The following is a 25,417-nucleotide window of genomic DNA, read 5'->3' on the forward strand; positions in this document are numbered from 1 at the left end:
GGTTCGCCCGCCCCCTCGCGTAAGGTCCATGGTTGTGGATCTCTTGCGCCACCTGCGTCTGTTCGTCACCGTAGCCGAGGAACTGCACTTCAGCCGCGCCGCCGACCGGCTGGGCATGGCTCAGCCGCCGCTCAGCCAGGCCGTGCGCCGGCTGGAGAGGGAGCTCGGCGCCGAGCTGTTCGACCGGTCGCACCGCCGGATCCGGCTGACCGCCGCCGGGGCGCTGTTGTGGGACGAGGCCCGTGAACTCCTCGCCCGCGAGGACCGGTTGCGGATGCTGGCCCGGCGCGCGGGGGACGGCGGTCTGGGCACCCTGCGCGCGGGCGTGCCGCCCGACACCGCCGCCACCGTGCTGACCGCGCTGCTCGCCGCCTGCGCCGAGCGTGCCCCGGGGCTCTCCGTCGACCTGAGGGAGGTCACCACCGGCGAACAGGTCGGGCTGCTCGCCTCCGGCGGACTCGACGTCGGACTCGTGCACCGCCCCGCCGACACCACCGGACTGCTGCTCGGTCCGGAGGTCGCGGTGGACCTCGGCGTCGTCCTGCCCCGCACCTCCCCGCTGGCCCGGCGGCCGGAGGTGGCGCTCGGTGAGCTGTCCGGCCACGACCTGGTGCTCTTCCCGCGGGCCCACGCTCCGGACCGGTACGACCAGGTCCTCGACGTCTGCCGCGCCGCGGGCTTCGTGCCGGGCCGCGTACGGCACGCCTCCAACTCCGAGTTCCTGCTGGCCCTGGTGACGGCCGGGCACGGCGTGGCCTTCGACCAGGGGCCGGTGGCCCGTAAAGAGCCCCGTGTCGCCTGGCGGCCCCTGGCGGGGCGCCCCCTCGCCCAGCGGCTGAGCGGGGCGTGGCCCGCCGGTCGCACCGCCCACCCGGCCGCCCGGACCTTCGCGGAGCTCGCCGCCGAGGTGCTGGCCGCCGACCGCGCCGCGACTCCGAACCGCACCGGCGAGGCGGGCCCCGTCGGTGGACCGCCCCGCCCGTGGTCGGTCGTGTACGGCTGAAGCCTGTCGTATGAAACCTGTCGTATGAAGCCTGTCGTTCGGATCATGCGGCCGGTCGCCGCGGCCGGCGAGCGGTTCCGCACTCGGCTCCGACCGGGAACCGTCCGGGCGGGCGCCCCGGATCGGCCTCAGTGCCGCGAGGGAGTGGTCCACGCCGCCGCCCGGCGGACACCGGGGCCCTCTCCCCGCGCGTCCGGCGTGGGCCCGTGGCCGGAGACTCCGGGGCCGGGACGACGTACTCCCGGCACCGCCTACCCTTGTCGCATGAGCAGCAACGACCGGAGCCACGCGGTGGACGTTCAGGATTCGAAGACCTACGAGGTGCGCACCTACGGGTGCCAGATGAACCCGTAGTGTTACCTGTCTTGGTCTTCCTACGGGTTCATCCTATCACACAGGGTAATTGCTGCTAACCAGCCGTAATATGCAGCGCAATAGAGGCGTCATACAGAAACCCCTAGTCCTTTATGCAAGGGCTAGGGGTTTCCGCTTTCTAGGAGAAAGTCTATCTGATGAAGGGCATTGCCAGAGCTGCAACCGTCCCAAGTCCGATGATGAACGGGATGATGCGGCCGAGGTCATTCTTCTCAAGCTCTCGGATGCGGGCTTCATGGTCGGTGTTGGATGTAAGCACCTGGTCTAGCTTGGTCTCAAGCCTGGTCAGCACAACAACAACTTCATGGTCGTCTGTGTTCATTCGGGTATCACCTCCAACCCTGCAATTCTTAGGTTGACGTAGTCTCCCGATACCGCCTTGTCTCCCAATGCTGACCTTCTTAGCCAGAAGTGGCGTACCTGACCAGGTGCAAGGGTTCCGATAGACAAGGTAGTTACCCATCCTGTTGTCACGGATGGCGTAGACGTTTCCGAAGCAAGGGTTCCGCTGTTGTACGAAGATGCTGCGGCGGCTGTTGCGGCATTGGTTCCGATAGCGATAGTAGACCCGCCCGAAAGCTGGTTACTGATGGCTACAGACGCGCCGGTTACCGGAAAGGTGCCGTCGTTGTAAATGAACAGACACCGGTATTCGACCGTGTGGGCATCAGCCTGTGCCTTTGATACCGCATCCCAAAACCCATTGGTTGCTCCTGAGGGTGTTGCACTAGAGGCGTATCCACCAAGGCTGATGCTTGTTGGAGAGCCAAGAGATGTTGCACTGGACGTTCTAATTGATAGTGACACTGTTCCTCCTCACGAGAACCATTTGTAAGACAGCTTCAAGACGGGCCTTGAAGAACCCGCACCAACAAAGGCTCCGTAGTATTCCTTTGATGTTGATGGTCCTGGACCAAAGGCGAACCCCTTAGCTGTTCCATCGGCAAATTCCTGCCCGATGCTGTTAGAAAAGTCGATGGTCTTAGAGCCGGTCTTTGAAGACCAACCGGCGCGGAAACGGTCGTCATTCACGCCAGAGCTAGACCAGGAACTTGGTTCTGACGTCTTGTTGTGCGTTCCGATGACCGCCGTTCCACCGCTGTTGTTGTACCACCAAGAGGCGTTCAGGATAAGTTTGGCATCCGTTACTGTCGCATTCGACGGAATGCCGGACACAGAGAAGCCGCACATTGAACGCTGGTTTCCATTGGTTCCATCGTAATAGCCCTGGAATAGGTCACCCGTATCGGTTCGCTTGCTTCCATTGCTTCTGTAGGAACCCGCCCAAGATGCCGAGAAGGACTTGGTAGCGGTATGCCAAGAGCCGGTAGGTGTTGGGGCAGACACATTCCAAGAGAGCCCAATGTCAGTCCTGATAGAACCAGGGCTGAACGGGGCATTCTCTGGCATCCAGTTACCGCCATCCCAATAACGAGGTAGACGCGTTACCCACTGGGTTCCATTCCATACACGCACCCAACTAGCGTCTATCCAAGCTGTTCCATCCCATACGAGCATTGACATATGTCATCCCGCCCACTGGTCAGCGAAGCCAAGAGGGGATACCTGCATACCCGCGTTACCGATACCCGGCTTATTCGTAGGTGTAGAAGTCGCATCCATAGCCGCATGAATTTGGAACGTGGTAGTTCCGCTGTTCAGTGTGACTACGGCAGAACGCTCCCAGCTCTCATACGTAGACGTACTGTCCAGGAATAGAGAGCGACCGACGGAACCCGTTAGCGCGTAGGTGTCTCCGGTTGTGGCACCCGTCCAATTCAGCCGGGCACGAATGCCGGAAGAACTGGTTTCGATACGAGCCGTTCCACCCCATGTGATGAGAGCCTTAACGGCCCGACCACTGTTATTGGTCCAAGAGGCAGTGCTACCCCATGCTGCGTATGCGCCGTTCAGCGCGGTCACATCGAGCGTAGACGTAGCGAATACGCCCGTTCCTGGGGCCGGTAGAGCCTGTGAGGGCATAACCCATAGCTGTCCTACCTGAGGGTTGCTAGGCGCCGTTGTAGACACCGTAGCGACGCCACCAAGAGGCACCCAAGCATCGGTATTATCCCTTGCCATCACCTGGCCGGTATCCACTACGTATGCCTGCTTGACCTCGGTAGGCAAGGCGTTAAGGTCTGTGCTCGTATCAACCTTTACCGTCACCTGGTTCATCAGATAGTTGTTGACTTCATCTGCTGTCAGTACGTCATAGTCGGCGAACACCTGGTAATTCTCTGCCATTTAATTTCTCCTTAGAATGTGGCGTCAAGAAGGTCAACGGTGACCATCCAGCGCTCCGGTGTAATGTCGTGTTCGATAGCCAGAACACGGAATGGCTGGTTGAGCGAAGACCATTCGCTGTTGTATTCGCAGTTGACGAGGTCGAACAGCTCCAGGCCGGCAACCTTTTCAATTTCGTTCGTTGCATTCCAGTACACGCTGTCAGCCCTTAGTTCGGGCGTATCGAATTCGTGTAGAACGGTATTGCCGTATGCGAATACATCCTCATCGTTCGCAAGGTTCGTTGTAACCTCGGTCTGCCGTGCGCCGTATGTCGCTACGGATGTCGCATTGCGGAACGGCCCGTAGACCTTCTCGATACTGGTATACGTCCATTCGAGCGTTTCAGGGTCATAGTCCGTCTGCCTGGTCATGTTCCGAACGAATACGTCGTTGAACATGATGGTGTCATCAAGGGATACCGGCATGTCTACGTAATACGAACGAATAGGGTCGGTGTCATCCCTCGTATCCGAGAAGTTGATGACAGGCGAATTCGTAGGCAACGAACCTCGGCCGAATGCCTTAACGACATTCTCCTTGTCCACATAGATGTAACCAAGCTCGGAATTCTGTGCGAGCATCAGATGGTTAACAAGCGTGCTGTCGTATTGGTTGTCTGACAGGTTGACTGTTCCACCTACCGCCGTAAATGGAATTCCATGCTTGCTCAGGATGTCTGTCACACGTTCTGAAAACGTTCCAGCAACAACACCCGCGCGGTTCGTATTCGCCAGTGTCTTAACCATGTCCGTAGCAGACAGGTATACGGGTGGCTTCTGTGTCTTGTCCTTAAGAAGTCCGACACGAACGCTTGAGATAGCACCAGTGAAGATGCTCACCCACTGGTCAACAACCCATGCCTGTAGGCGAATAGGTACACCCTGTTTGATGTATGGGTTATTCAAGGGGTTAACGGCAAAGTCATAGATGGTCGCGTTGAGCGTTCCAACTTCCATCTCTGTCTGAATGTTGTCACCCCTCTTGGCACCCCTACGAACCTTGATGTCATGGGTTGAGCCAAGAACGTTCATCCATTCAACGTTCGGGTCATACCCTCCATCAGCCTCAGCAGCACCGCCGAGACGATAACCGCCAAGCTGAGAGAGGGACAGAACGAAGATGTCGTCTCGCGCCGTCTGAACCTCTAGACGGAGCTTTTCGTGTAGGTCCGGGTATGCGGTCATGCTCGCACCCCATTAACCCTGTAGAACGCCTTGAGGACCTTGTCTACCTCACGGCCCGTGGCTACTGGGTCAGCAGACACAGGAACGTTCACGTTAATTTCCACGGTGGCCGGGCCGGCACCAATTCCAGCGTACGAATAGGTCGGCTTGGCCGTAAGGCTGCTGTCGAAACTTGCGGTCAAGGTGTCACCGAGACCAGCACCAGCACGCTTAACAGGTGCCACCTTCTCCAGCCCCTTAACGAGACCCTGGATGGTGTATTTACCAATTTCCGCGAACACCCTGGATGGCGAATGGATGCCGAGAGCATTCTTAGCCGCACTGACAGCGTTAGACACAACCTGCCTAGCCTGGCTGGCAAGGTTTCCTGCCATGCTCAGAATGCCGTTGACCATGCCTCGCATAAGGTTGGCACCCGCGCTGTATAGCCAAGAGCCAGCACCGGACAGAGCGCCGGTTACCCGACCCCTGATGCCGGATACCTGAGACATCACGTTAGCGATACCAGAAATAACCCGCTGTTTGATACCCTCCCAAGTTGTTGAGAGGTAGCTCTTTACCGCGCTCCAAGCGCCATTCCAAGCACCCTTGATAGCAGACAGCTTGGTTGAAATGCTGTTCGCAATTTCGATGAGCTTGTTGACGATAAGGGTACGTACGGATATCCAAACAGTGTTGGCAATATCCTTGACCTTCTGCCAAGAGCTGTTCCAAGCATCCTTGATGCCACCCAAGAAGACCTTTAGCTGAACACCAATAGCGCCGGTGAATAGCTTGAAGAGGCCCTGAATTTGCTCCCAGATGCCGCCGAACACGTTCTTAATGCCGGTCCAGACCTTCTCCCAGTCACCTGAGATAAGACCAGTAACAATTTGAATGAGACCCTTTAGTGTCTGTAGAGCACCGCCTACGTACTGCTGGATACCCTCCCAGGCACGCGAGACGCTTTCCATGATGCCTTCTCCGTGCCTGTCCCAGAATTCCTGAACACGCTGAACAAAGGCACCAACGAGAAGCTTAATTTCCTCGATGATGGGAGCAACCTTGGTCTTGATGGCCTCAAAAGCACCGGTGACCTTGTCACGGAACCATTCGCTCTTAACCCATGCAACAGCCAGGATGGCAACGAGACCAGCAATGGCCAGTACAACCAAACCGACCGGGTTAGCCAGCATGGCAATGTTCATTGCCCACTGTGCTGCGGCAGCAAGACCGAGGGCTACGGCAAGAGCTGTCAGGCCGATAGCCAGAGGCTTAAGAAAGTCCTTGTTCTCAGAAGCCCAAGTAGCGAACTTCTCCAGGGCAGGCAGGACCTTATCGGCAATGAACTTAACCAGTGCCGTTTCTACCTTGCGCTTGAACTGCTCAATTTTGGTGGCTGCGTTGTCTCGCAGCGTCTTACCCATGTCGTCAGCAGCACCGCCGACCTTACCGAGGTCTGACACCGCCTCTGATGGGTCGATAGCCATAAGGGCACGCTGCATATCCTCGGACTTGGTGCCGAACAGGGCAAGAGCCGCTGCATTGCGGTCAGCAGGGTCCTTAATTTTCCTCAGACCATCAAAGACCTTGTCCAGGGCAAGCTTTGCCTTAGGGCCGCCCTCCACAAAGACCTTCTGCATTTCCTTGCCGTTCAGACCAACGGCCTTGAATGCGGCATCAACCTTCTCACCGCCACCCTGTGCGATGAGGACGAATTCCTTAAGGCTGTCCGCGACCACGTCAGTATCACGCGCACCGGCTTTCATGCCCTGCGAAAGGATGCCGGTAGCGTCAATAGCCGATAGACCCATCTGACGGAACTGTGTTGAATATTCGTTGAAGGTGTCCAGAAGGTCATCTGCCCTCGGACCCATCGTCTGAAAGCCACGCGTCAGTACGTCGAATGCTTCCTTACCGTTCTTTGCAAGACCGGTCTTCATCATCTGACCGACAGCATTGGTTGCCTGGCCTAGGTCCACTTCAAAGACGTTGGCTAGGTCCAGGGCATTGGTAGCGATGGACTTAATTTGCTTGATGCTCGCACCAGGTGGGACGAGACCAGCGGTCATAACCGCCCGGATACCGTCGGCTGCCTGCTGGAAGTCGGTGGAGATGGCATCGCTGTAAAGCTCTCCAGCTACCTTTCCGACCTTCTTAGCGACTGCTGGGGTAGCGCCTAGCTGTGCCTCAAGGCGAGAAGTAATTTTGGACTTCTCCATCGCCTGGCCGATACCGACCACAAGGGCCGCGCCGAGGGCTGCACCCGCTCCTAGGGCCGCCGGGCCGGCAAGCTCTCTAAGGCTGGTCAGAGCCTGTCCAACGTGCTGTCGGGCGCTCTGTGCGATGCCTCTTAGACCCTGCTGGGTCTGCTGTGCTGCGGACCTGATGCCGCTGGTTAGGTTACGGGTGTTCGCGAGAACATTAACCGTGATGTTATTGCGTGCCATGACGTTAGACCTAGGTCATCTCCTTTTCTGTCGCTCGATGTTCTTGTTGTGAACCTTGATGAAGGCGTCTCTTTCTCGCAGCGTTAGGCTCTCGTATTCGCTGGGAGGAATGCCGAGGTTAAGGCAAAAGGCTGCCTTAACCTCGGCGCGCTCCTTCATCACTTCTCGGAATTTGGGTCCGAGGTCTCACCCATAGCACCAATGAAGGTCATGATGGTCTTAAACGAGGTGTCCTCGGCGTTTGACCAAGTGAACTTAGGGTTCTCGCGCTTCATAGCCACCCAATAAATTGCGGTGAACAGAGGGCCCTTAGGCGCGTCTTCATCAGCCAGCTTGTCAATAGCAAGGCCCGACTTCTGCTCGATGATGGTGACCTCCTTCATTGAGAGGTCTTCAATGCTGAACTTTTCCATGTTTGATATCTCCTAGATATTTAATTGCCAAGCTGGAACTTACGGATAAGCTCGCTCAGCTCTTTCTCAATTTCCACGACAGACCTTTGTTCGTTGCTGTTAAGGGCCTTGTTCATGAAATACTTTGCTTCGATGTTGTGGTAGTTGCCGTAGTTCTGGACACCCGCGTAAGGGACGCGAGCACCACCGGCACGCACAACGGCTTTGCTCTTTGCCTTTCCCACCCTTAGGGAAGCGGCCAGGCGTCCAGATAGCACCGGAATTAGCCCACGGGCATCCTGAGAGATGTTGGTTCCAATGCGCTGAAAGGCTTCGCTTAGGTCAGATGACTTAGCCGAGAAGCCGTTCAGGTTGGAAACCACATGTCCCAAACCCTCTAGTGTTACCTGAACGCCTGCCATGAATTACGCTCCGGTCGTTACCTTGGTAGGCTCACCGGTGCAGTCAAGACGGTATTCAAAGGTGAATGTCTCGTTAGCCGTACCACCGATAGACGGCTTACGACCGACACGAACAGAACCCGTGAAATGTGGCTGCGTAGTAGACGCAACGGCATTGCCGTGAGGGGCAAAGACATAGGCCACCTCTAGGCCAGTGTTGTCCCATAGGTAAGACCAGAAAGATGCACTGTCGGTGCTCTGTACAGCCTCACCCTCGAAGAACCACTGAACGGCGCCACCGGCCGCAGCATCTGCGAATGTGGTGAAGTCTCCGTCTGCATCCTCGTTGTTTAGCGTCGCGGAACCGATATCCGCCTGGTAGTCGGTGTCCTCGAACTTTAGGGTCAACGACTTACCCTTAATACGTGCGCTCATTTAATTTGTACCTCCTAGTACGATGTTTGATGTGATGCGAATAGTTGAACCGAGGTAGTTCGTGCTCTCCATCGCGTAGGGAGCGGATACCTCATCAACGTCAAAGTCGGCGTCTGCTAGTGCTAGATAAACCTGTTCTACATAGGCATCAAGGTCAGCAGAGACCTTTGGGTTTGTACCGGTATCCACGAGGCACATAATTTCCAGCTTCACAGTTACGGCATGTTCGCCGAACTGCTGGCTTGGTGTGAGGTATGGAAGACCAGGTGTAACAATTACGAGCGGTGCTTTCGCTCGGTCGGGAATGGCTTCATAGGCTCTAATTCCCGCATCGGAAAGAACCTGCGCGACTTCCTTGCGTAGCTCTGTCAGTGCTGCCATCAGATGCCCACCACCATGTACTTCTTAAGAAGCGGGTAGGCACCAACCATTGGGTCACGAGCGACCCGGATAGGGGCGACGTCCGGAGAGATAGCAAACTGAGCAACACCGTTAGGCGCTGAACGCCTGTGGAACAGCTCAGAGCCTGTCTCCAGGGCCGCCCTATCCAAGATGGTCTGAGGGACTGTCTGAGAGCCGACGTAGGCCGTCACAAGGGCTACTGCCTCTGTCCAGCACTGCTCAACAAAGGGGTAGTCGTCCTCGTTGCAGTTCACGTAGGCACTTAGGTTGTTCCAGTCCATCAGTCATCAACCTCAGACCAGGTCAACGTCACACTTGACGATGCTCTTGGCGTTGGTGATACCAACAGCCATGTAGCCGTAAAGCGAGAAGTCCTTAGTCAGGTTGATGATGTTCTCGTCCTCAAGACGGAACGGAGCGCCTGCCTGCTCCCACACCTTGAGGGCGTCAGAGGAACCGACGTAGACGGAATTGGCAGCCAGCGAAGCATCAACGACGATGGGCAGGCCGGCGATGTTTCCCTTGCGCTTACGGGTCACGTTTCCGATGGTGTTGGAGCCATCACCGTTGATGTCGAACAGTGGTCGGCCCGCGCTGTCTACCAGGGTCGCAACCGTGGCGTAGACATCCTTGGACATGAGAACGAATTCAGCCTCAGAGCCAAAGCCGTTGTCGTGAATGAGAGCGTCAGCCTCAATTACGAGGGACATCCAGCCAGCACCCGTACCGGCCGCAAGGGTTGCGGTCTGATAGCCAGTGCCAGCAACGAGAGCGGAGCGAACAGCAGCGTTAGTAGCCTTTGCGTACTGGCGAACCATGTGCTCAAAAGCGGTAGAAAGAAGAGGCGTACCTGAACGCTCGATAGCCTGGCGGGAAAGACTGGTGTAGCCACCGTAAGTCTTGACCGGAGCAGTAGCGTCAGTAAGCGTCACCTCAAGGTAACCAAGGTCATCACCCTCGTTTGCCTGCTCACCAACGGTGCCAGTCGCAGTGCCAAGGGTCAGGTATTCAACGCTGTTACCAGAGGCAGGCAGACCCTCCTTAGAGAACAGGTTAAGAACGTCTCGGTTCTCCTGAACAAGACGAATGTTGCTAGAGACCCAAGCGGGCTGCACATTGCCATCAACCGTAGTCATTCCGGTGAATGCACGGTTGTAAGTCTTCACCTTGTCGCGGGTAGAACCGGTCTGTAGACCCTTAACAAAGTCACCGGCCGAACGAATATCTAGTCCGTTGTCGGCAGGCTTGGTCTCGCCATAGGTGGCGAACCTACGCTCAAGGTCGGTTACGCGGTCGGCAACCTCCTGAGCCTCAATGTCGTTTGACATATTTTCAAGCTCCTTAGAATTTGTAGTGTCAGCGCTGCGAACAAGCGCAACGTCTGCATTTGTGTAAGCAGGAAAAGCGACAACGGAAACTTCCTTAAGGTCGGCCTTAGTCCTGACAATTACGTCGTCTTCCATGCGGTCATTGACCGGCACGAAGCCAACGGAAAACTTGTTTAGTACGCCATCACGGAGAAGGGTGTAAACCTCATCGCCACGTGGTGTCTTGGAGATGCGAGCCTTGATGACAAAGCCGCCCTCTGTGTCTTCGGTCTTTTCCACAATGCCAATAGGCTCCTTGTGGTCGTAAAAAAGCTTTACGCCTGTTGGGTCACCGAAAGCCCCTCGCTCGAAACGCTCATAGACCCCGCCAAGGTCGATGGTCTCGCCGTAAGGAACGGCAATACCCTCAACAGTCCTGGTCTCGGTATCTACTGAGCGAACATCAAAATTACGTGTTTCCATCAGTTGGTGTATTTACCTCCATAGGTGATAGACCCTCTTCTGCTCGTACCTCGTTGACTTCCATGAATGGCTGTCCGCCGGTAGCAATGGCGTAAGTCTCATAACGGGTCTTCTTGTCCGCACGTAGCAAAGCGTCTAGCTTGAAACGCACGGTCTGACCTCTAGCGATAAGGTCAGTTAGAGCCTGCTCAATTTCAGTCAGGTAAGCCGCAAGGGTGTCCCTGATGAAGTCGGTGTTTGCCTGCTCCAAGTTCTGATAGGTCATGCTGTTTCCGTTGACCTCGGCCAGGAGCTTTGAGGCTGGAATACCGAACATGCGGGCAACCGAGGTGACGTCAAACTGTCGAACCTCAAGAAACTGAGCGTCAGATGGAGAGAGGAACACCGGCTGGTATTCGACGTTTCCGCCGACTACTGCCGTGCCTCGCTGTCCACCATTGGTCTCATCCCATTTGGCCTTGTAGGCCGCTGCCAGCTCGGGCGTAAGGTCCTCATCGACCTTGAGAATGCCGGTAGGTGTCGCATTGATGCGGAACCAGTGGCCCGCATAGTCGCGGACATCGACCATGCCGGTTAGCTCTGTCTGTGCAGCCTGAATAGGGCCAATGCCATAGACGGAACCAGGAAGACGCATAAGGGACAGGTGCTTAACTTGCCAATGCTGATAGGTCCGCAGACCATTCAGCGTGCTGTAGTGATAAGTAAACCGGCCGGTTGCTTCATCCTGCTCAATGGACACGTTGTGTGGGTTGAGAACGGTGATGTTCTGGACCTTGTCCGTAGAGGTAGCGTCCGGTCCTCTGTGAAGAAGCCAATAGGCATTACCAGTTGTGGCCATGCTGTTGACGGTTTCCTCAACAAAGGTTGCCTGTGTGCTGTCAAGGTTTGGCCTTGAGACAAGGGCATCAACACGAGACATCTCAGCACCGCCCCGGAATACGCCGAGGGGAAGCTGAGATGCGGTATGACCGAGGATGAAGACGGCACGGTAAACAGCCGAGATGCCTAGTGCATTCTCGGCTGTGACCGTATTAACTGTGTTGTATGGGCGGCTAGGGGCTACAGGAACGGAGCGAACGGTGTGCTCAGAACGTTCTGTGCGAAATACCCTGGACCAGAAGCCCGGCTTGTTAGTCATTGATATATCAATTGTATGGGCGCATTCCAGAAGTGTTGCGTTTCTAGAAGACCTGAATACCGGGGTCCTTCATACCGTTAGCTACATAGATGCCCATGCAAGTAGCGATAACCGCATCAATGTTATCTGCGCTGTCACTGCGGCTAATTTTCCAGCTCTCCCCAACGTTCTTCCTCGTAGCCCTCGGCATCTGATAGCTCAAGAGAGGGTCGCCAGGATGAGACACCTTGCCTTGTGTGATAAGGGCAAAGGATGTTGTGGCCACATTGGAGATGTCCGGACCAGAAGAGATAAGCCGTGTCTTGTAGCGCTTCTTCTTCAATTCCTTTTCTAGGTCACCGCCCGTGTATCTATCCATCACGTAGCAAAGCGGGTAGTGCTTCTTGAGCTGTACGCAGACCTTGACCAGGCCCTCAAGGGTCGGGTTAACCAGGCTGGCAACCAGCTCGGTATAGACAACCCCGTCAACCTTGGCGCTTGCGGTGATGCTCGCGTATGTCCAGTCGGGCGTACGGTCGATGGAGAAGACCGGCCGAACCCCTTCTGGTAGTCCACCCTTGGCGGCCCCGTACCAACGGCTGACAGGCAGCCAGGCGCTCTGTGAGGCTACGAATTGGTTCAGGTGGTAGCGGCGTGCGTCATCCTCCGGAAGCGTCCTTACAAGGGCCTGTAGGTCTTCAACGTCACCTCGACCACAGGCAAGAGATGGGTTGGCTGACAGGAGAGCGTCAGCATCGTCAACCTCGGCCCCTTCTGGTGCCTCCCAGCAAAAGAACCCAAAACGCTCTAGGTCAGCTTGGCCGGCACTTGCTTTCCGACCCAATTCGTAAAGGTCCTTGAGCAAAAGGCTGTTGTCGTCACCGGCCGTTGTGATGCCGAGGACCAGGCCGTTGGGACGCTCCTTGGCACCTGAGAGCATGGCTGACCACATCTCAGGCTTGGTGATGTGTACCTCGTCGTAGAGGCAGAGAGAGACAGGTACACCCTGGAGGGCAGAAGCCTTTGAGGCATAGACCTTGTAGACCCCGCCCTTAGCTGTCTTGATACCTCGGGTGTCGGTTGCCTTGGTGAACCGCTTACGCAGAGACGCGTTGTTCTCGATGACGTGCTTTACGCGGTCATAGATGATGTTCGCCTGAACCATGTTGCTCGCTACCGAGACAACCACCGGACCAGGGTCATGCATCAGTAGGCCGTACATACCGAAGATGGCACCGAGGACGCTCTTACCGTTCTGGCGTCCCATAGAGATGACCACTTGGCGGTATCTAAGCTTGCCTGCCTTTGGGTGCCCTTCTGGGTAGACCTCAAGAGCCGCCCGGATAACCCAACGCTGCCACGGGAGAAGCTGAAACTTCTTGTCCTGGTCAGAAGCTACCCATGCCGCATCAACGAGCCTTAGCAACCTGTCACCGGCTGATGGGAAGTCTTCTGAGAGAGACTTTGTGAAGGTGCTAGGCAGCCATGATGGCTCTGTCATTCATCATCAAGGATGTCGTCAATGTCGTCACCCTGTTCCACATCCTCCGGCGCAAGGCTTCGCAAGTAGCGGTAAGTCTTGTTGTATTCAGTGACAAGAGAACCGGACATCTTCTCATCAAGGGCCTCTGCCAGATGCTCAAGAGATGCAATGGCAGGTGCGTGCTTATCCTCGCTCAGGTAGTCGGCATCTTCGAGGTATGCCTTTGTAGCTGTCTTAAAACTTTTCATCCATTTTCCTCCGTATTTTTATTTGCCTCCGTGCTTCTTGGTCGGTAGGGTCGAAATGTTTCAACCCTAGGCGTGCAAAAACGAGCTGGGGGCGGGGTCGGGAAGACCCTTCTCAAAAAAACTGGCGTCATCAGCCAGCCAGTCAGGCTCAAATTAGAGCCGGAACAGGGATGAATGGCCGGTTAAATTGACCATCCATCCCTTATTCATCAGAACCAACGAGGGTTAAGCCATGTAGTTCTAACCAACATCTTGTCTTGCTTCTTTGAATTGCATGGTCGGCAAGCTGCAACGAGGTTATCCAGTGTGTCAGTACCGCCATTAGCTTTGGCTAGTACGTGGTCTACTGTGTCAGCCTCACCAACACACCCGCCGAATTGAAGCTGACAGATATACCCATCACGCTTGAGAGCCTGTGCTCTCACCTTCTCCCAAGCAGTACCTTTACTGCTTAGGTTGCTCATGCCTCTGTCTTCTTTGCTGCTGTCTTGCGGGTACGTGTCGCCTTGACTGGTGCAGTCTCGGTAGTGGTAGCACGCATAAGCATTGCCTCTGGCTCTGCTGGTGCTGTCTCTCGCTTGAATACCCAAGAGCCGCTAGCCACTGTCACTAGCTCCCATCCCTCGGCACCATAAGCGTTAAGCTCATCAAGCTTAGGCATCGCTCCATACTTAGCTGTGTACATAAAGTATTCGACTGTCATTCAGTTCACCTCCTTCCAACTGTGTTCGGTCCATCCACTTGAAGTCTCAAAGCGAATGACACCCGGCCGCATCTCGATACGGGTTACGTCATCATCTGACTGCCCGTACTTCTCGCACAGGCTTTCCATCAGTTCCATCATGCTTTCAATGGCAACACTGTTCTTGCCATCCTTACGGTCCTGCGTAATTGTCGTAGTCATCAGTTGTGCTCCTCGCTGCAAGGCTCGATGTAACCCTTGCTCAGTATTCGGTCTAGGTATTCCTCATTCATGCCACCGAGGTTGGCTCGCATCTCGTGCTCGCATGAGCCCTTAGCCATAAGCATTCTGGCAACCAGGGTGTAGCCGTTGTGTACTGCCTGCCGGGCTGTTTCCTTGTCCTTCCAACCACCATGCGCAATTGCTCGCATTACCGTTGGGTCATCCATTCTTAGCGTATTTTCCATCATCATTCCTTACCTGCCATTCTTAGTAGTAGTGTCGCCAGCCAGTAGCCGAGCATCAGACCGAGGGTGGCCAGTAGTACGTATTCCATTACAGAAGCACCCCCTTAGGCAGTGCGGCATACACAGCAGACACTGAGATACCCAATGCCTGTGACACTTCTGCTGGTCTCATACCTCGGTTCAGAAGGATGAGGATGTCTTCCTTGATGAGGTCAATTGAGACCCCGCCGGAAATGTTCGGAGGCTCGGAGGCCGGCACCGCATTTACGTGTGCCTTGGCATTCCACACACGGCTTACCGTGCTCTTATTGACCCCGTAGTGCCTGGCTACGTCAGAGAGCCTGTAGACCCCCTGACACGCCTTTACCTCGGCTACCTGGTTCCTGTTGAGCCTCATCGGACATCACCGAGGTTCTCGGCAACCATCTCGTTGAACCAGTAGTCATACATGCGCTGTTCGCGCACCTGGTCCAGGACCATTGCCAGATACATGACGTCTGGTCCGACTGTTTCGTTCAGGTCATAGGTGTTGAGGACAAGAGAGCCTGTCTCTTCCTCAAAGCGAGCGATGTTCTCGGCAATGACTGCAATGACGCTCTTGAAGTCATTCATGCGGCTACCTCCATTCCTGCGAGGTAGCCAAGCTTTGTTAGTTCAGGTGCAAGCTCATCCATAGGACGTAGCTCATCAAGGTACCTACGGGCGTTCCTGTCCTTGTGGTGTCGGTAACCCTCGTTCCACGCTTCCTCGGCGTATACCCAACCAAGGAGAAGGACAGTGCCATCATGCTTAAGCTCTCCATCCTCAACCCGCGCGTTTGGTACATGCGTCTTGATGAGAATGGCTCCAGCCTCAACATCCTTAGTCTTTACGACTAGGCCGTTGGTGAGCGCCGTAACGCTACGAACCTCACAGCAAAGGAAGTCAGGCTGTTTGAAGTCGGCAAAGTCTGTGCTGAAAGGGAACCAGCCGCAAGCCTTTGGGTTGAGACCTAGATACTTGATAGGTGCGTATTCGCACGCTACGGCAATGGTCTCGTAGTCGGCACCAGTGATGTTGAAGTTGATGCCCTTTAGGTGGTCTGCCTGCTCTGTTCCGAGAACGGCATGAAAACCACGGCGCTGCGTTCCGTAGAACCTGGAGCGCGTCCAGTCATAGTCACTTAGCTTTACTGCTACTGCATTCATTTGTTTGTTGTTACCTCGGTTATGTATTCGGTACGGCCCCTTTCGGCAGTCCTTTGTACCGTAATACTATTATACCTTATTAACCCGGAATGGGTCGGGTTTATAGGCCCTTTTCAAGCCTTTTTATGTGAAGGTTTGGTAAAAGAATAAAGGGCCGGAACCTTAGAGGCTCCGACCCTTTATAGAGAGGTAACATAACAAGTTGAGGTGACTTTGTTTGTACTTCTAGTATCGCATGTCATTCCCAAGGTGTTGCGTTTCAGTCAAGGAAACCGAACACGTCCTTGAGGATGTCTTCTCTGGTTCTCTTGGGCTTCTTATCGGGTAGTGGTGGAACTGAAAAACCCGCGCGTTTTAGTCTTTGCATCCTCCTGATGCATTCCTTGCATTGGGTGTGCTTACCATCTTTACCTTTGGGTTGGTCGTGGTAGTCATCAAGAGGCTTATCTTTCTCGCAACGTCTACATTCCTTACTGTCCATCCTTCTCCTTGCTCGATAGGTATTAGCTTGCTGGCCAAAGGCCAGCGGCACGGCTCTGCCGTGCCTAGATGTAACAAGGAAGTCAGCAACATTGATGCTTAGCTTGCTTCTTCTCGGTGTGATACCTGATAGTCATCCCAACCTCAATTGGCTTAAGGCATTTTATGCAGGTACCAGAGAACCGAGCCTTCATCACCTTGACCACCTTCTTGACCTTCTTCTTGGTCCAGTCGATGTCACCAACGTTCTTGTGTAGCGGTACAACACCATCTCGGTACCGTCCTAGTTTGTTGTCTCTGTACTTCATCTTCGCCATGTTCTGTTGTTCCTCTCGGTTGTTTAGTTGTTTTTGGGAAGGCGTTGCCCATAAGGACGCTTTTCAGCGCGGATAGCTATTTCAAGCTCCAGCGGTTCAACGGACCTCAGTGGGAGAGAACTAAGTTCTCAACAGGGCAGGTATTTAAACCTTGCTGACTTACCAGCGCATTAAGCTAGACCCGTACTACCAGACTTTGTAACGCTCAACCGTATTGGGTATTACCCTCACCGTTCCCCAGGACTACCGGTGTGTCTATCCCCAACGTGCTTCTCTACGGTGTGTTGCTTGTCTGGGCCGTTATCTCCTAGCCCCTGTCGTGCTATTCCGTATACCGCTTACTGGTCTCGTGAGCCTGGGACTTCGAGAGCCAGGAAGGCCAAAAAAAATGACCCCCGGTGGTAGAGCACCGAGGGTCAAGCTTTGAAGTTCTCCGTTCTCTACAACGTACCTTAAGTATACCACATATTTGCTGGACGTGTGCTACAGCAAAGTCTTTTATGGGTCCTCTTATGTAACAAGTTTGTGAAGGTTTCTAGAGGCTCTTAGGCCCCGTTCTTTCCTTGTCTTCTAATGGTAGCAACCACCACTGACAATGACGCTCTGCTAAGCTCCGTTCACCCAACGCAAAGGAGCACGTCATGGCAACCAATGCCGTACCTGTTACCGCAGACCAGAAGGATGAGCCCGGTGTTCAGAAGGTGGCTACCTTCATCCCGGGTGTGGGCAATGTTGATGCCTACTTCAAGGTGGAGACGACTGATGACCTTGACAGCAAAACGACCGAGGACGTTCAGACGCTCAGGCTCACGGTTCCTCAAGAGGCCGAGCAGGAAGTGACTGTCCTTGATGCCGAGGGTGACCCTGTCCTCAATGAGGATGGCTCGGAGAAGCTGACAACCGAGAAGGTGTGGAACTACGTAGCCCTTGAGCTGGACTTGGGCCAGGCAAGCCGTACGAAGCTTCTCAAGGCCCTTGAGCCGTTCGTAAAGGCTGGCCGACCGGCTAACGCTCCCGCTGTCCATGCTCCGGCCGCAGCCAAGTCCTCAAGCGGTCATGACCTGAACGCCATTCGTGCATGGGCACGTGATGCCGGACATGACGTCAAGGACAAGGGCCGTATCGCGGCGAACATCCTCACGGCGTACTACAAGGCAACGGGCAAGTCGAACCCGGACGCGTAGCAGCCACAGGAAAACGGAGAGGGCCCCGGTAATTCACCGGGGCCCTTCTTCATGCCCTCTTAAAAAGGGTCTGGCCGGCACTTATTCGGCAGGTTTCCCGACCACGAACGTGCCCTTGTTGGGAAGCGTCTTGACCAAGCCACGCTCCCGCAGCTCCTGTACGGCCCTACGAGCGGTTCCAGGGGCTACGCCGTACTGCGACCCCAACGCACGCTCGTTCGGCAGCCTGGCGCCCGTAGGCAGCTTCCCTGACGCGATGTCAGCCGCCACCTGGTCCGCCACGTGGACGTACACGTATCCGATGTCGTCGCTCATACGGGCAACGTAGGGCCCTGACCAGCCATGTAGCGCGTTGGGTGGCGCCATGTGGCCCCATGGGGTGGCCTATAGCGGCCTGTAGCGGTACGGTCCCGCCATGCCTAGTCGCTACTGCGCAACCATGACCCCGGACCGACGTAACTGGGTAATTCTCGACCTTGAAATGTGGGGTTACTGCACGCTCAAGGATGAGCACGACAACCTCTTACCTCTTGAATGGCGTAGCAAGGCTGCTGCTGATGCCTGGCTGCGAGCCTGTTTCCAGCAATGGCAAAGGTGGGAGATGAACGGAGAAGGGCAGGCGCCTACGGGATGGCGTCCGTTCATCCATCCATCGCTAAGCCCGTTCCAGCGTCACATTCGTTACAACAAATAGGCAGACAACAGCAAAAGGCCCGGTTACCTGAACTTCCAGGTAACCGGGCCTTTTCGTGTTCTTTTAGTTGTTGCCCTCTCCGTTGAATAGGTCCTCTACGACTTCATCGATGTCCTTACCGCTGAACTGTGTATAGAAGTCCAGGGTGGTTTTGATGTCCGCGTGACGTAGTTGCTTCTGAGCAACCTTGGGGTTGACCTTGTTCTTGGCAAGGACAGTGGCGTACCAGGTCCGGAACATGTGTGGGTTGATGTGAACGCCCACCTTCTTGCCGTAGCGCCACAGGCTCTCTCGCACGGCTCCAGGGGTCACAGTCTCGGTCTGATGGTTCGCTACGCGCTCTGCCAGCCACCGAGGGATGATGACTTCTCCTTGTGTCTTGGAGATGACCAGGACACCGTTCTCGTCTCTCTGCTTATGCACCTTGAGGACGTTTCCTCGGATGTCCTTTGATGTGATGGCGCACGCCTCACCTACGCGCAGACCCGCGTACATCATGAGAAGCCCATAGAATTCATAGGGGCTCATCATGAGGATGAAACGCAGCGTCTCTTCCGAGGGCAAGTCGTAGTGCCGAGGAACGGCCTTAGGGATACGCAGTTCCTTGATGTTCGGAATGTCATCCCGAAAGATGCTGCGGAGAGCGACCGTGTACTTTCGGCGGGTGTTGATGTTCGTTACCCCTTGGAGCTTGAGGTAAAGAAATTGAACGGTCACCTCGGTCATAGGAACGTCAGTAATTCCCAGTAGCCGAATAGTCTGGTGGTAGCTGTCCAAGGTAGACTGCCGAACCAGCCGTGTTGACAGCGCATGTGAGGCGAATTCCCCGATGGTCATGGACACCCTAGAACCTCCACGAAGCTACGAGGTACGCACTTACGGGTGCCAGATGAACGTCCACGACTCCGAACGGCTCTCCGGGCTCCTCGAAGGCGCAGGCTACGTGCGGGCGCCCGAGGGGTCCGACGGCGACGCGGACGTCGTCGTCTTCAACACCTGCGCCGTGCGCGAGAACGCCGACAACCGGCTGTACGGCAACCTCGGCCGCCTCGCCCCGATGAAGACGAAGCGCCCCGGGATGCAGATCGCGGTAGGCGGCTGCCTGGCGCAGAAGGACCGCGACACCATCGTGAAGAAGGCGCCCTGGGTGGACGTCGTCTTCGGTACGCACAACATCGGCAAACTGCCCGTCCTCCTGGAGCGCGCCCGCGTGCAGGAAGAGGCACAGATCGAGATCGCCGAGTCGCTCGAGGCGTTCCCCTCGACGCTGCCGACCCGCCGGGAGAGCGCCTACGCGGCCTGGGTGTCGATCTCCGTCGGCTGCAACAACACCTGCACGTTCTGCATCGTCCCGGCGCTCCGCGGCAAGGAGAAGGACCGCAGGACGGGCGACATCCTCGCCGAGATCGAGGCACTCGTCGGCGAGGGCGTCTCCGAGATCACGCTGCTCGGCCAGAACGTCAACGCGTACGGCAGTGACATCGGCGACCGGGAGGCCTTCAGCAAGCTGCTGCGCGCCTGCGGGCAGATCGAGGGCCTCGAGCGGGTCCGGTTCACCTCCCCGCACCCCCGCGACTTCACCGACGACGTGATCGCGGCCATGGCGGAGACGCCGAACGTGATGCCGCAGCTGCACATGCCGATGCAGTCCGGCTCGGACACCGTCCTGAAGGCGATGCGCCGCTCGTACCGCCAGGAGCGCTACCTGGGGATCATCGAGAAGGTGCGCGCCGCCATCCCGCACGCCGCGATCACCACCGACATCATCGTGGGCTTCCCCGGCGAGACCGAGGAGGACTTCGAGCAGACGATGCACGCCGTCCGCGAGGCGCGCTTCACGCAGGCCTTCACGTTCCAGTACTCCAAGCGCCCCGGCACCCCGGCGGCCACCATGGAGGGGCAGATCCCCAAGGAGGTCGTCCAGGCGCGCTACGAGCGTCTCGTCGCCCTCCAGGAGGAGATCTCCTGGGACGAGAACAAGAAGCAGGTCGATCGCGTCCTGGAGCTGATGGTCGCCGAGGGCGAGGGCCGCAAGGACGGCGCCACGCACCGCCTGTCCGGCCGCGCCCCCGACAACCGCCTGGTCCACTTCACCAAGCCCGACCAGGACGTACGCCCCGGTGACGTCGTCACCGTCGAGATCACCTACGCCGCCCCGCATCATCTGCTCGCCGAGGGCGCCGTCCTGGACGTGCGCCGCACGCGCGCGGGGGACGCCTGGGAGAAGCGCAACGCGGCCCAGGCGGCGAAGCCGGCCGGCGTGATGCTGGGGCTGCCGAAGATCGGCGCCCCGGAACCGCTGCCCGTCGTGACCGGCAGCGGCTGCGGCTGCGACTGACCCCGCTCACGCGGCTAAGGGTTACGCTGCCGATCATGCTTGTAGCCGCCGCAGCCTGCCCCTGTCCGCCGCTGCTCGTGCCCGAGGTCGCCGCCGGCGCGGCGCCCGAGCTGGCCGCCGCGCGCGACGCGTGCGCGGACGCGCTCGGCGTGCTCGCCGCCTCCCGGCCCGATCTGCTGGTCGTCGTGGGCCCCGCCGACGACGGCGGGTCCTACCCCGAGGGGACACCGGGCTCGTTCCGCGGGTTCGGCGTGGACCTCGGCGTATGCCTCGGGCGGGGCGGCACCCCTCTGGCGCCCTCGCAGCGGGCGCTTCCGCCCTCGCTCACCGTCGCCGCCTGGCTGCTGGAGCGCACGGACTGGTCCGACGCCCCCGTGACAGGTCTCGCCGTGGCGGAGCCGCTCACGGCCGAGCTGTGCGGGAGCGTCGGAGCGGAGGCCGCGGGCCGGGCCGCGCGGGTGGCCCTCCTGGTGATGGGCGACGGCAGCGCATGCCGGACGCTGAAGGCGCCCGGATACCTGGACGAGCGCGCGGCGGGCTTCGACGCGGAGGTCGCCCGGGCGCTGGGGACGGCGGACGTTTCGGCACTGCAGGCACTGGACGCCGGGCTCGCCCGCGAACTGATGGCCTCCGGCCGCGCCCCCTGGCAGGTCCTCGCGGGCGCGGCAGAGGACGCTGAGCTGGGCGGCGCCCTGCTGTACGAGGACGCGCCGTACGGCGTGGGGTACCTGGTGGCGGCCTGGTCGTAGCGCCGCACCGCGAGGCCTCCCGGCCGGACACGGCGGACGGCCGGGAGCTGGATGCTCCGCGGCCGTCCGTCGATGTGTGCCGTTCAGAATGCGGGGGGCGGTGGCGGCGCGTCCGGCGGAGGCGTGGGGCCGCCCTCCTTGTGCGCCAGTCGGTCCATGGCGCCCTTCGCCTTGCCCGTGCCCGTCTGGATCTTGTCGCTGTACTTGCCCTTGGTCTTCTCGTCGACCACCCTGGCGGCCTTGTCGAGACCGTGGGTGACCTTGTCCCCGTGCTGCTGCGCGAGGTCCGAGACCTTGTCCTTGGCAGGCGCCAGCTTGGCTTTCAGATTGTCCAGGAGACTCATGGTCCACCTTCCCTCGCGGGACAGTTACTTACGGGCGCTCTCACCGGCCCCGTTGTCGGCGGCCTTCTCGGCGGTCTGCTGCTGAGGGATCTCGACGTCGTCCGAAGCCGACGCTCCGGCGGCCGCCGTCGCCGCGACCGCCACCTCAGCCTCGGCCTCGCGGTCGCTCTCGCCCGCGTTCTCGCTCCCGGACGAGCGCTTCGCCTCTTCCGTCACCGACTCCGACGCGCAGCCGGCGTCGGTCGTGGCATCGGCACCGGTCGTGACATCGGCTTCGGTCGTCGTGACGTCGGCATCGGCCCCGGCGTCGGTTCCGGCCGGCCGCGTGCCGGCAGACACCTCGGCGGTCGACGCCTCCTCCGCAGCCTTCGACCTCCTGAGAAGTCGTGCAAAAACACCCATATCCACTCCATACGTTACTCGTGAGGACGAAATTCCGCGTCACCCGGTGCGTCCCGTTGCGCCGCCCGGGGCGCCGGTCCTCGAAAACCGGCGGCCGGAACCTCGCAACAGGCAACGACCCCGAACCTGTGGCGTCACGCGGCGCGTCGGAGGAGGGCCCCCGGGTTTGCGAGACTGGGGCGGTGAGCAGCGCACCCCCCGCCCCCCGAGTCATCGCCGTCGTCGGACCGACCGCGGCAGGAAAGTCCGATCTGGGCGTTTTCCTCGCCCGCCGTCTCGGAGGCGAGGTCGTCAACGCCGACTCCATGCAGTTGTACCGAGGGATGGACATCGGCACCGCGAAGCTGACGTCCGAGGAGCGGGCCGGGATTCCGCACCACCTGCTGGACATCTGGGACGTGACCGTCACGGCCAGCGTCGCGGAGTACCAGCGGCTCGCCCGCGCCCGCATCGACGCCCTGCTCGCCGAGGGCCGCTGGCCGGTCCTGGTGGGCGGCTCCGGGCTCTATGTGCGCGGCGCCGTCGACAACCTGGAGTTCCCCGGCACCGACCCCGAGGTGCGCGCCCGTCTGGAGGAGGAGCTCGGGCTGCGCGGCTCGGGCGCGCTGCACGCGCGTCTGGCCATGGCCGACCCCGAGGCCGCCCAGGCGATCCTGCCCAGCAACGGCCGCCGCATCGTGCGGGCGCTGGAGGTCATCGAGATCACCGGCAAACCCTTCACGGCCAACCTCCCCGGCCACGACTCGGTGTACGACACCCTCCAGATCGGTGTCGACGTGACGCGTCCCGAGCTCGACGAGCGGATCGCGCGCCGCGTCGACCGGATGTGGGAGGCCGGGCTCGTCGACGAGGTGCGGGAGCTGGAGGCGCGCGGCCTGCGCGAGGGGCGCACGGCGTCGCGCGCGCTCGGGTACCAGCAGGTGCTCGCGGCGCTCGCCGGGGAGTGCACCGACGCCGAGGCGCGCGCCGAGACCGTACGCGCCACGAAACGCTTCGCGCGACGTCAGGATTCGTGGTTCCGGCGCGATCCCCGGGTGCACTGGCTGAGCGGCGCCGCGGCGGACCTCACAGAACTTCCACAACTCGCGCTGGCGTTGGTCGAACGACCGGTCACAGCCTGATCACGTCATGGCATCGGGACGCTCCGGCCGCCATCGGGGCCTCCGGCGCCGTGCCATCATCGAGCTTCGATCGACCAAGTGGAGTCCGAGTTGGGAGGGCGCGTGGCGATGGAGGCCGGCCCTCGCAACACCGCACAGGACGCGGAGCAGGACACCGCGCAGGAGCAGCAGCGACCGCAGGGCCTCGACGGCGACGGAGCAGGCCTCGACGGGGACCGGACGGGCCACGACGAGCGGTCCGGCTCCGACGGCGATCCGCTGATCTCCGACGGACCCGATGAGCCTCCCGGCGGTGTCACCGCCGACGGGCCGGGGCCGGACGAGATGTCCCCGGGACCCGAGGTCGAGGTCGAGCTGCGTCCGCAGCGTCGGCTGCGTATCTGGCAGCTCGCGCCGATCGTGGTCCTGGCCGCGACGGGCTCGCTGATGTTCGCCTTCCCGCTGGCCTTCGAGTTCGGCGACGGCGGTGCCGTGGTCGCCATGCTCGGTCTGCTGATCTGCCTGTGCGCCGCCGGCTGGGGCATGATGGCCGCCCGCCGCGTGGGCTACGCCATGCCGGGTTTCCCCGCGCGCGGCTCCGGCCGCCGCGTGGACTGGCGCGTCGTGCTCGCGTACGTCGTGGTGGTCGCCGCGGTGGCGGTGCTCGCCGTGGGACGCGTGGCCCGGCTGCGCTGAGCCCGCCGGGGCGGGCACCTGTCGCGGAGGGCGTGCCGGACCGGCTCCGCCCGACCCCGTACGATCGAGGAATGAGCACGCGGATCGCCTTCCTCAAGGGCCACGGGACCGAGAACGACTTCGTGATCGTCCCCGACCCGGAGAACGCCGTCGACCTGTCCCCGGCCGCCGTGGCCGCCCTGTGCGACCGCCGCGCGGGCATCGGTGGCGACGGTCTCCTGCACGTCGTACGGTCCGCCGCGCACCCCGAGGCCGCGGAGATGGCGGCCGAGGCGGAGTGGTTCATGGACTACCGCAACGGCGACGGCTCGGTCGCGGAGATGTGCGGCAACGGGGTGCGTGTGTTCGCGCACTACCTCCAGCGGGCCGGACATGTGGCCGAAGGCGACATCACGATCGCCACGCGCGCAGGCGTGAAGAGCGTGCACCTCGCCAAGAACGGGGACGTCACCGTCGGCATGGGCAAGGCGGTCCTCCCCGAGGGGGACGTCACCGTGAGCGTCGACGGGCACAGCTGGCCCGCCCGCAACGTGAACATGGGCAACCCGCACGCCGTCGCCTTCGTGGACCACCTCGGCCAGGCGGGCAACCTGTTCACGCCGCCCCCCGTCACGCCCGCGTCGGCCTACCCGGACGGGGTGAACGTCGAGTTCGTGGTCGACCGGGGCCCGCGCCACGTCGCCCTGCGTGTCCACGAGCGCGGCTCCGGAGAGACCCGTTCGTGCGGCACGGGCGCCTGCGCGGTGGCCGTCGCCACGGCCCGCCGCGACGGCGCCGACCCAGCCGTCACCGGGACTCCGGTGACGTACACCGTCGACGTGCCCGGCGGACGCCTGGTGATCACCGAGCACCCGGACGGCGCGATCGAGATGACCGGCCCCGCGGTGATCGTCGCCGAGGGCGACATCGACGCGGAGTGGCTGGCCGCCGTCCGGCTCTGAGCGGACACCTCGTCGCGGGAGGTGCCGCACGTCTCCCGGACGTCTCCGCTGTTGTCCGACGAGACGTCAGAAGTCCCGCCCGGTGCGCTGTCACAAGGCCTGGTCGGGCGCGGTGTCGTACGCCCCCGTCCGGCCCGGTGCCGCAGCCTCCCGGCCCCTCGCGGAACCTCGAAACCGCAAACCCCTGAACCTTCGCTCGAATGGGTGATCCGTTTCACGCTCGGCGAGAGGTGGTCAGCCGGGCGTGGTGGGCTCGGTAGCATCAAGCACCGGCCCGGACGGGGGATC

General features: G+C 59.4%; 31 protein-coding genes. 8 read left to right on the forward strand and 23 right to left on the reverse strand.

Annotated features, from left to right (window positions below; all coding sequences use genetic code 11):
- Positions 1-28: 28 nt before the first annotated feature.
- Positions 29-1,003, forward strand: coding sequence for a LysR family transcriptional regulator (locus tag OHB41_RS33080; RefSeq protein ID WP_266701970.1), 975 nt, complete (start codon positions 29-31; stop codon positions 1,001-1,003).
- Between the two features lie 505 nt (positions 1,004-1,508).
- On the opposite strand, the gene OHB41_RS33085 is transcribed toward OHB41_RS33080, so the two are convergent.
- From OHB41_RS33085 to OHB41_RS33170, 19 genes are all read right to left on the reverse strand, one after another.
- Positions 1,509-1,700, reverse strand: coding sequence for a hypothetical protein (locus tag OHB41_RS33085; protein ID WP_266701972.1), 192 nt, complete (start codon positions 1,698-1,700; stop codon positions 1,509-1,511).
- Positions 1,701-2,194: 494 nt separating this feature from the next.
- The gene (locus OHB41_RS33090) at positions 2,195-2,554 is read right to left on the reverse strand and encodes a hypothetical protein (protein ID WP_266701974.1); all 360 of its coding nucleotides are present in this window, start codon (positions 2,552-2,554) and stop codon (positions 2,195-2,197) included.
- A 351-nt stretch (positions 2,555-2,905) separates the two neighbouring features.
- Positions 2,906-3,625 carry a hypothetical protein gene (locus OHB41_RS33095; RefSeq protein WP_266701976.1) on the reverse strand — a complete coding sequence of 240 codons (720 nt, stop codon included), beginning with the start codon at positions 3,623-3,625 and terminating at the stop codon, positions 2,906-2,908.
- Positions 3,626-3,636: 11 nt separating this feature from the next.
- Positions 3,637-4,851 (reverse strand): hypothetical protein, encoded by a 1,215-nt coding sequence (locus OHB41_RS33100; RefSeq protein WP_266701978.1) that lies wholly within the window; start codon positions 4,849-4,851, stop codon positions 3,637-3,639.
- Positions 4,848-7,280: a phage tail tape measure protein gene (locus tag OHB41_RS33105; RefSeq protein WP_266701980.1), complete on the reverse strand. Its 2,433-nt coding sequence runs from the start codon at positions 7,278-7,280 to the stop codon at positions 4,848-4,850. Before OHB41_RS33105 ends, OHB41_RS33100 begins: the two co-directional genes overlap by 4 nt.
- Positions 7,281-7,438: 158 nt before the next feature.
- Positions 7,439-7,693 (reverse strand): hypothetical protein, encoded by a 255-nt coding sequence (locus OHB41_RS33110; protein WP_266701982.1) that lies wholly within the window; start codon positions 7,691-7,693, stop codon positions 7,439-7,441.
- A gap of 20 nt (positions 7,694-7,713) precedes the next feature.
- Entirely contained in the window at positions 7,714-8,094 is a 381-nt protein-coding gene (locus OHB41_RS33115) for a hypothetical protein (RefSeq protein WP_266701984.1), read from the reverse strand.
- Positions 8,095-8,097: 3 nt separating this feature from the next.
- Entirely contained in the window at positions 8,098-8,508 is a 411-nt protein-coding gene (locus OHB41_RS33120) for a hypothetical protein (RefSeq protein WP_266701986.1), read from the reverse strand.
- Complete coding sequence (locus tag OHB41_RS33125) at positions 8,509-8,889, reverse strand: hypothetical protein (RefSeq protein ID WP_266701988.1); 381 nt, start codon at positions 8,887-8,889, stop codon at positions 8,509-8,511. It lies immediately after the preceding gene.
- The gene (locus OHB41_RS33130; RefSeq protein ID WP_266701990.1) at positions 8,889-9,191 is read right to left on the reverse strand and encodes a hypothetical protein; all 303 of its coding nucleotides are present in this window, start codon (positions 9,189-9,191) and stop codon (positions 8,889-8,891) included. Before OHB41_RS33130 ends, OHB41_RS33125 begins: the two co-directional genes overlap by 1 nt.
- A 12-nt stretch (positions 9,192-9,203) precedes the next feature.
- Positions 9,204-10,700 (reverse strand): HK97 family phage prohead protease, encoded by a 1,497-nt coding sequence (locus OHB41_RS33135; protein WP_266701992.1) that lies wholly within the window; start codon positions 10,698-10,700, stop codon positions 9,204-9,206.
- A complete protein-coding gene (locus OHB41_RS33140) occupies positions 10,687-11,838 on the reverse strand; it encodes a phage portal protein (protein ID WP_266701994.1) in 1,152 nt (383 codons plus the stop codon). Before OHB41_RS33140 ends, OHB41_RS33135 begins: the two co-directional genes overlap by 14 nt.
- A gap of 43 nt (positions 11,839-11,881) precedes the next feature.
- A complete protein-coding gene (locus OHB41_RS33145) occupies positions 11,882-13,318 on the reverse strand; it encodes a terminase large subunit domain-containing protein (RefSeq protein ID WP_266701996.1) in 1,437 nt (478 codons plus the stop codon).
- Entirely contained in the window at positions 13,315-13,548 is a 234-nt protein-coding gene (locus OHB41_RS33150) for a hypothetical protein (RefSeq protein WP_266701998.1), read from the reverse strand. Before OHB41_RS33150 ends, OHB41_RS33145 begins: the two co-directional genes overlap by 4 nt.
- 209 nt (positions 13,549-13,757) lie before the next feature.
- Positions 13,758-14,012, reverse strand: a complete 255-nt coding sequence (locus OHB41_RS52375) for an HNH endonuclease (protein ID WP_353962908.1) — start codon at positions 14,010-14,012, stop codon at positions 13,758-13,760.
- A complete protein-coding gene (locus OHB41_RS33155) occupies positions 14,009-14,251 on the reverse strand; it encodes a hypothetical protein (protein WP_266702000.1) in 243 nt (80 codons plus the stop codon). The genes OHB41_RS52375 and OHB41_RS33155 overlap by 4 nt, the downstream gene beginning before the upstream one ends.
- On the reverse strand, positions 14,252-14,452 hold the full coding sequence (locus OHB41_RS33160) for a hypothetical protein (protein WP_266702008.1): 201 nt from the start codon (positions 14,450-14,452) through the stop codon (positions 14,252-14,254).
- A gap of 638 nt (positions 14,453-15,090) precedes the next feature.
- Positions 15,091-15,309, reverse strand: coding sequence for a hypothetical protein (locus OHB41_RS33165; protein ID WP_266702010.1), 219 nt, complete (start codon positions 15,307-15,309; stop codon positions 15,091-15,093).
- Positions 15,306-15,884 carry a hypothetical protein gene (locus tag OHB41_RS33170; protein WP_266702012.1) on the reverse strand — a complete coding sequence of 193 codons (579 nt, stop codon included), beginning with the start codon at positions 15,882-15,884 and terminating at the stop codon, positions 15,306-15,308. The genes OHB41_RS33165 and OHB41_RS33170 overlap by 4 nt, the downstream gene beginning before the upstream one ends.
- Before the next feature lie 1,438 nt (positions 15,885-17,322).
- Here OHB41_RS33170 and OHB41_RS33175 point away from each other — a divergent pair.
- Complete coding sequence (locus OHB41_RS33175) at positions 17,323-17,865, forward strand: Lsr2 family DNA-binding protein (RefSeq protein WP_266702014.1); 543 nt, start codon at positions 17,323-17,325, stop codon at positions 17,863-17,865.
- Positions 17,866-17,946: 81 nt separating this feature from the next.
- Here the strand turns inward: OHB41_RS33175 and OHB41_RS33180 are convergent, their stop codons facing one another.
- Positions 17,947-18,180, reverse strand: a complete 234-nt coding sequence (locus OHB41_RS33180) for a GntR family transcriptional regulator (RefSeq protein WP_266702016.1) — start codon at positions 18,178-18,180, stop codon at positions 17,947-17,949.
- A 100-nt stretch (positions 18,181-18,280) separates the two neighbouring features.
- Between OHB41_RS33180 and OHB41_RS33185 the strand changes: the two genes are divergently transcribed.
- On the forward strand, positions 18,281-18,559 hold the full coding sequence (locus OHB41_RS33185; RefSeq protein ID WP_266702018.1) for a hypothetical protein: 279 nt from the start codon (positions 18,281-18,283) through the stop codon (positions 18,557-18,559).
- A 63-nt stretch (positions 18,560-18,622) separates the two neighbouring features.
- Here the strand turns inward: OHB41_RS33185 and OHB41_RS33190 are convergent, their stop codons facing one another.
- Positions 18,623-19,396 (reverse strand): tyrosine-type recombinase/integrase, encoded by a 774-nt coding sequence (locus OHB41_RS33190; RefSeq protein ID WP_266706318.1) that lies wholly within the window; start codon positions 19,394-19,396, stop codon positions 18,623-18,625.
- Here OHB41_RS33190 and miaB point away from each other — a divergent pair.
- Entirely contained in the window at positions 19,395-20,897 is a 1,503-nt protein-coding gene (gene miaB / locus OHB41_RS33195; protein WP_526024989.1) for a tRNA (N6-isopentenyl adenosine(37)-C2)-methylthiotransferase MiaB, read from the forward strand. The genes OHB41_RS33190 and miaB overlap by 2 nt on opposite strands.
- Before the next feature lie 35 nt (positions 20,898-20,932).
- On the forward strand, positions 20,933-21,646 hold the full coding sequence (locus OHB41_RS33200) for a class III extradiol dioxygenase subunit B-like domain-containing protein (RefSeq protein ID WP_266702022.1): 714 nt from the start codon (positions 20,933-20,935) through the stop codon (positions 21,644-21,646).
- Positions 21,647-21,729: 83 nt separating this feature from the next.
- On the opposite strand, the gene OHB41_RS33205 is transcribed toward OHB41_RS33200, so the two are convergent.
- Both OHB41_RS33205 and OHB41_RS33210 read right to left on the reverse strand, forming a co-directional pair.
- Positions 21,730-21,990 (reverse strand): antitoxin, encoded by a 261-nt coding sequence (locus tag OHB41_RS33205; RefSeq protein ID WP_266702024.1) that lies wholly within the window; start codon positions 21,988-21,990, stop codon positions 21,730-21,732.
- 24 nt (positions 21,991-22,014) lie between these two features.
- Entirely contained in the window at positions 22,015-22,392 is a 378-nt protein-coding gene (locus OHB41_RS33210; RefSeq protein ID WP_266702026.1) for a hypothetical protein, read from the reverse strand.
- A 182-nt stretch (positions 22,393-22,574) separates the two neighbouring features.
- On the opposite strand from OHB41_RS33210, the gene miaA reads away from it, so the two are divergent.
- The 3 genes from miaA to dapF all read left to right on the forward strand — a co-directional run bounded on the left by miaA (position 22,575) and on the right by dapF (position 25,129).
- Entirely contained in the window at positions 22,575-23,513 is a 939-nt protein-coding gene (gene miaA, locus OHB41_RS33215) for a tRNA (adenosine(37)-N6)-dimethylallyltransferase MiaA (protein ID WP_266702028.1), read from the forward strand.
- Between the two features lie 108 nt (positions 23,514-23,621).
- Positions 23,622-24,188: a hypothetical protein gene (locus tag OHB41_RS33220; protein ID WP_266706320.1), complete on the forward strand. Its 567-nt coding sequence runs from the start codon at positions 23,622-23,624 to the stop codon at positions 24,186-24,188.
- 71 nt (positions 24,189-24,259) lie between these two features.
- On the forward strand, positions 24,260-25,129 hold the full coding sequence (gene dapF, locus OHB41_RS33225) for a diaminopimelate epimerase (protein ID WP_266702030.1): 870 nt from the start codon (positions 24,260-24,262) through the stop codon (positions 25,127-25,129).
- The last annotated feature ends 288 nt before the right edge of the window (positions 25,130-25,417 follow it).

The organism is Streptomyces sp. NBC_01571, from assembly GCF_026339875.1.
GTDB lineage: Bacteria > Actinomycetota > Actinomycetes > Streptomycetales > Streptomycetaceae > Streptomyces.

Excerpts from the sequence above, each read along its gene's own strand:
- OHB41_RS33085 (WP_266701972.1), bottom strand. The coding sequence starts at position 1,700 with ATGAACACAGACGACCATGAAGTTGTTGTTGTGCTGACCAGGCTTGAG.
- OHB41_RS33150 (WP_266701998.1), bottom strand. The coding sequence starts at position 13,548 with ATGAAAAGTTTTAAGACAGCTACAAAGGCATACCTCGAAGATGCCGAC.
- OHB41_RS33175 (WP_266702014.1), top strand. The coding sequence starts at position 17,323 with ATGGCAACCAATGCCGTACCTGTTACCGCAGACCAGAAGGATGAGCCC.
- OHB41_RS33135 (WP_266701992.1), bottom strand. The coding sequence starts at position 10,700 with ATGGAAACACGTAATTTTGATGTTCGCTCAGTAGATACCGAGACCAGG.
- OHB41_RS33080 (WP_266701970.1), top strand. The coding sequence starts at position 29 with ATGGTTGTGGATCTCTTGCGCCACCTGCGTCTGTTCGTCACCGTAGCC.
- OHB41_RS33140 (WP_266701994.1), bottom strand. The coding sequence starts at position 11,838 with ATGACTAACAAGCCGGGCTTCTGGTCCAGGGTATTTCGCACAGAACGT.
- OHB41_RS33100 (WP_266701978.1), bottom strand. The coding sequence starts at position 4,851 with ATGACCGCATACCCGGACCTACACGAAAAGCTCCGTCTAGAGGTTCAG.
- OHB41_RS33130 (WP_266701990.1), bottom strand. The coding sequence starts at position 9,191 with ATGGACTGGAACAACCTAAGTGCCTACGTGAACTGCAACGAGGACGAC.
- OHB41_RS33095 (WP_266701976.1), bottom strand. The coding sequence starts at position 3,625 with ATGGCAGAGAATTACCAGGTGTTCGCCGACTATGACGTACTGACAGCA.
- OHB41_RS33180 (WP_266702016.1), bottom strand. The coding sequence starts at position 18,180 with ATGAGCGACGACATCGGATACGTGTACGTCCACGTGGCGGACCAGGTG.
- OHB41_RS33210 (WP_266702026.1), bottom strand. The coding sequence starts at position 22,392 with ATGGGTGTTTTTGCACGACTTCTCAGGAGGTCGAAGGCTGCGGAGGAG.
- OHB41_RS33170 (WP_266702012.1), bottom strand. The coding sequence starts at position 15,884 with ATGAATGCAGTAGCAGTAAAGCTAAGTGACTATGACTGGACGCGCTCC.
- OHB41_RS33205 (WP_266702024.1), bottom strand. The coding sequence starts at position 21,990 with ATGAGTCTCCTGGACAATCTGAAAGCCAAGCTGGCGCCTGCCAAGGAC.
- dapF (WP_266702030.1), top strand. The coding sequence starts at position 24,260 with ATGAGCACGCGGATCGCCTTCCTCAAGGGCCACGGGACCGAGAACGAC.
- OHB41_RS33125 (WP_266701988.1), bottom strand. The coding sequence starts at position 8,889 with ATGGCAGCACTGACAGAGCTACGCAAGGAAGTCGCGCAGGTTCTTTCC.
- OHB41_RS33115 (WP_266701984.1), bottom strand. The coding sequence starts at position 8,094 with ATGGCAGGCGTTCAGGTAACACTAGAGGGTTTGGGACATGTGGTTTCC.
- OHB41_RS33190 (WP_266706318.1), bottom strand. The coding sequence starts at position 19,396 with ATGACCATCGGGGAATTCGCCTCACATGCGCTGTCAACACGGCTGGTT.
- OHB41_RS33220 (WP_266706320.1), top strand. The coding sequence starts at position 23,622 with ATGGAGGCCGGCCCTCGCAACACCGCACAGGACGCGGAGCAGGACACC.
- OHB41_RS33160 (WP_266702008.1), bottom strand. The coding sequence starts at position 14,452 with ATGACTACGACAATTACGCAGGACCGTAAGGATGGCAAGAACAGTGTT.
- OHB41_RS33120 (WP_266701986.1), bottom strand. The coding sequence starts at position 8,508 with ATGAGCGCACGTATTAAGGGTAAGTCGTTGACCCTAAAGTTCGAGGAC.
- OHB41_RS33165 (WP_266702010.1), bottom strand. The coding sequence starts at position 15,309 with ATGAATGACTTCAAGAGCGTCATTGCAGTCATTGCCGAGAACATCGCT.
- OHB41_RS33185 (WP_266702018.1), top strand. The coding sequence starts at position 18,281 with ATGCCTAGTCGCTACTGCGCAACCATGACCCCGGACCGACGTAACTGG.
- OHB41_RS33155 (WP_266702000.1), bottom strand. The coding sequence starts at position 14,251 with ATGACAGTCGAATACTTTATGTACACAGCTAAGTATGGAGCGATGCCT.
- OHB41_RS52375 (WP_353962908.1), bottom strand. The coding sequence starts at position 14,012 with ATGAGCAACCTAAGCAGTAAAGGTACTGCTTGGGAGAAGGTGAGAGCA.
- OHB41_RS33105 (WP_266701980.1), bottom strand. The coding sequence starts at position 7,280 with ATGGCACGCAATAACATCACGGTTAATGTTCTCGCGAACACCCGTAAC.
- OHB41_RS33145 (WP_266701996.1), bottom strand. The coding sequence starts at position 13,318 with ATGACAGAGCCATCATGGCTGCCTAGCACCTTCACAAAGTCTCTCTCA.
- miaB (WP_526024989.1), top strand. The coding sequence starts at position 19,395 with ATGGACACCCTAGAACCTCCACGAAGCTACGAGGTACGCACTTACGGG.
- OHB41_RS33110 (WP_266701982.1), bottom strand. The coding sequence starts at position 7,693 with ATGGAAAAGTTCAGCATTGAAGACCTCTCAATGAAGGAGGTCACCATC.
- OHB41_RS33200 (WP_266702022.1), top strand. The coding sequence starts at position 20,933 with ATGCTTGTAGCCGCCGCAGCCTGCCCCTGTCCGCCGCTGCTCGTGCCC.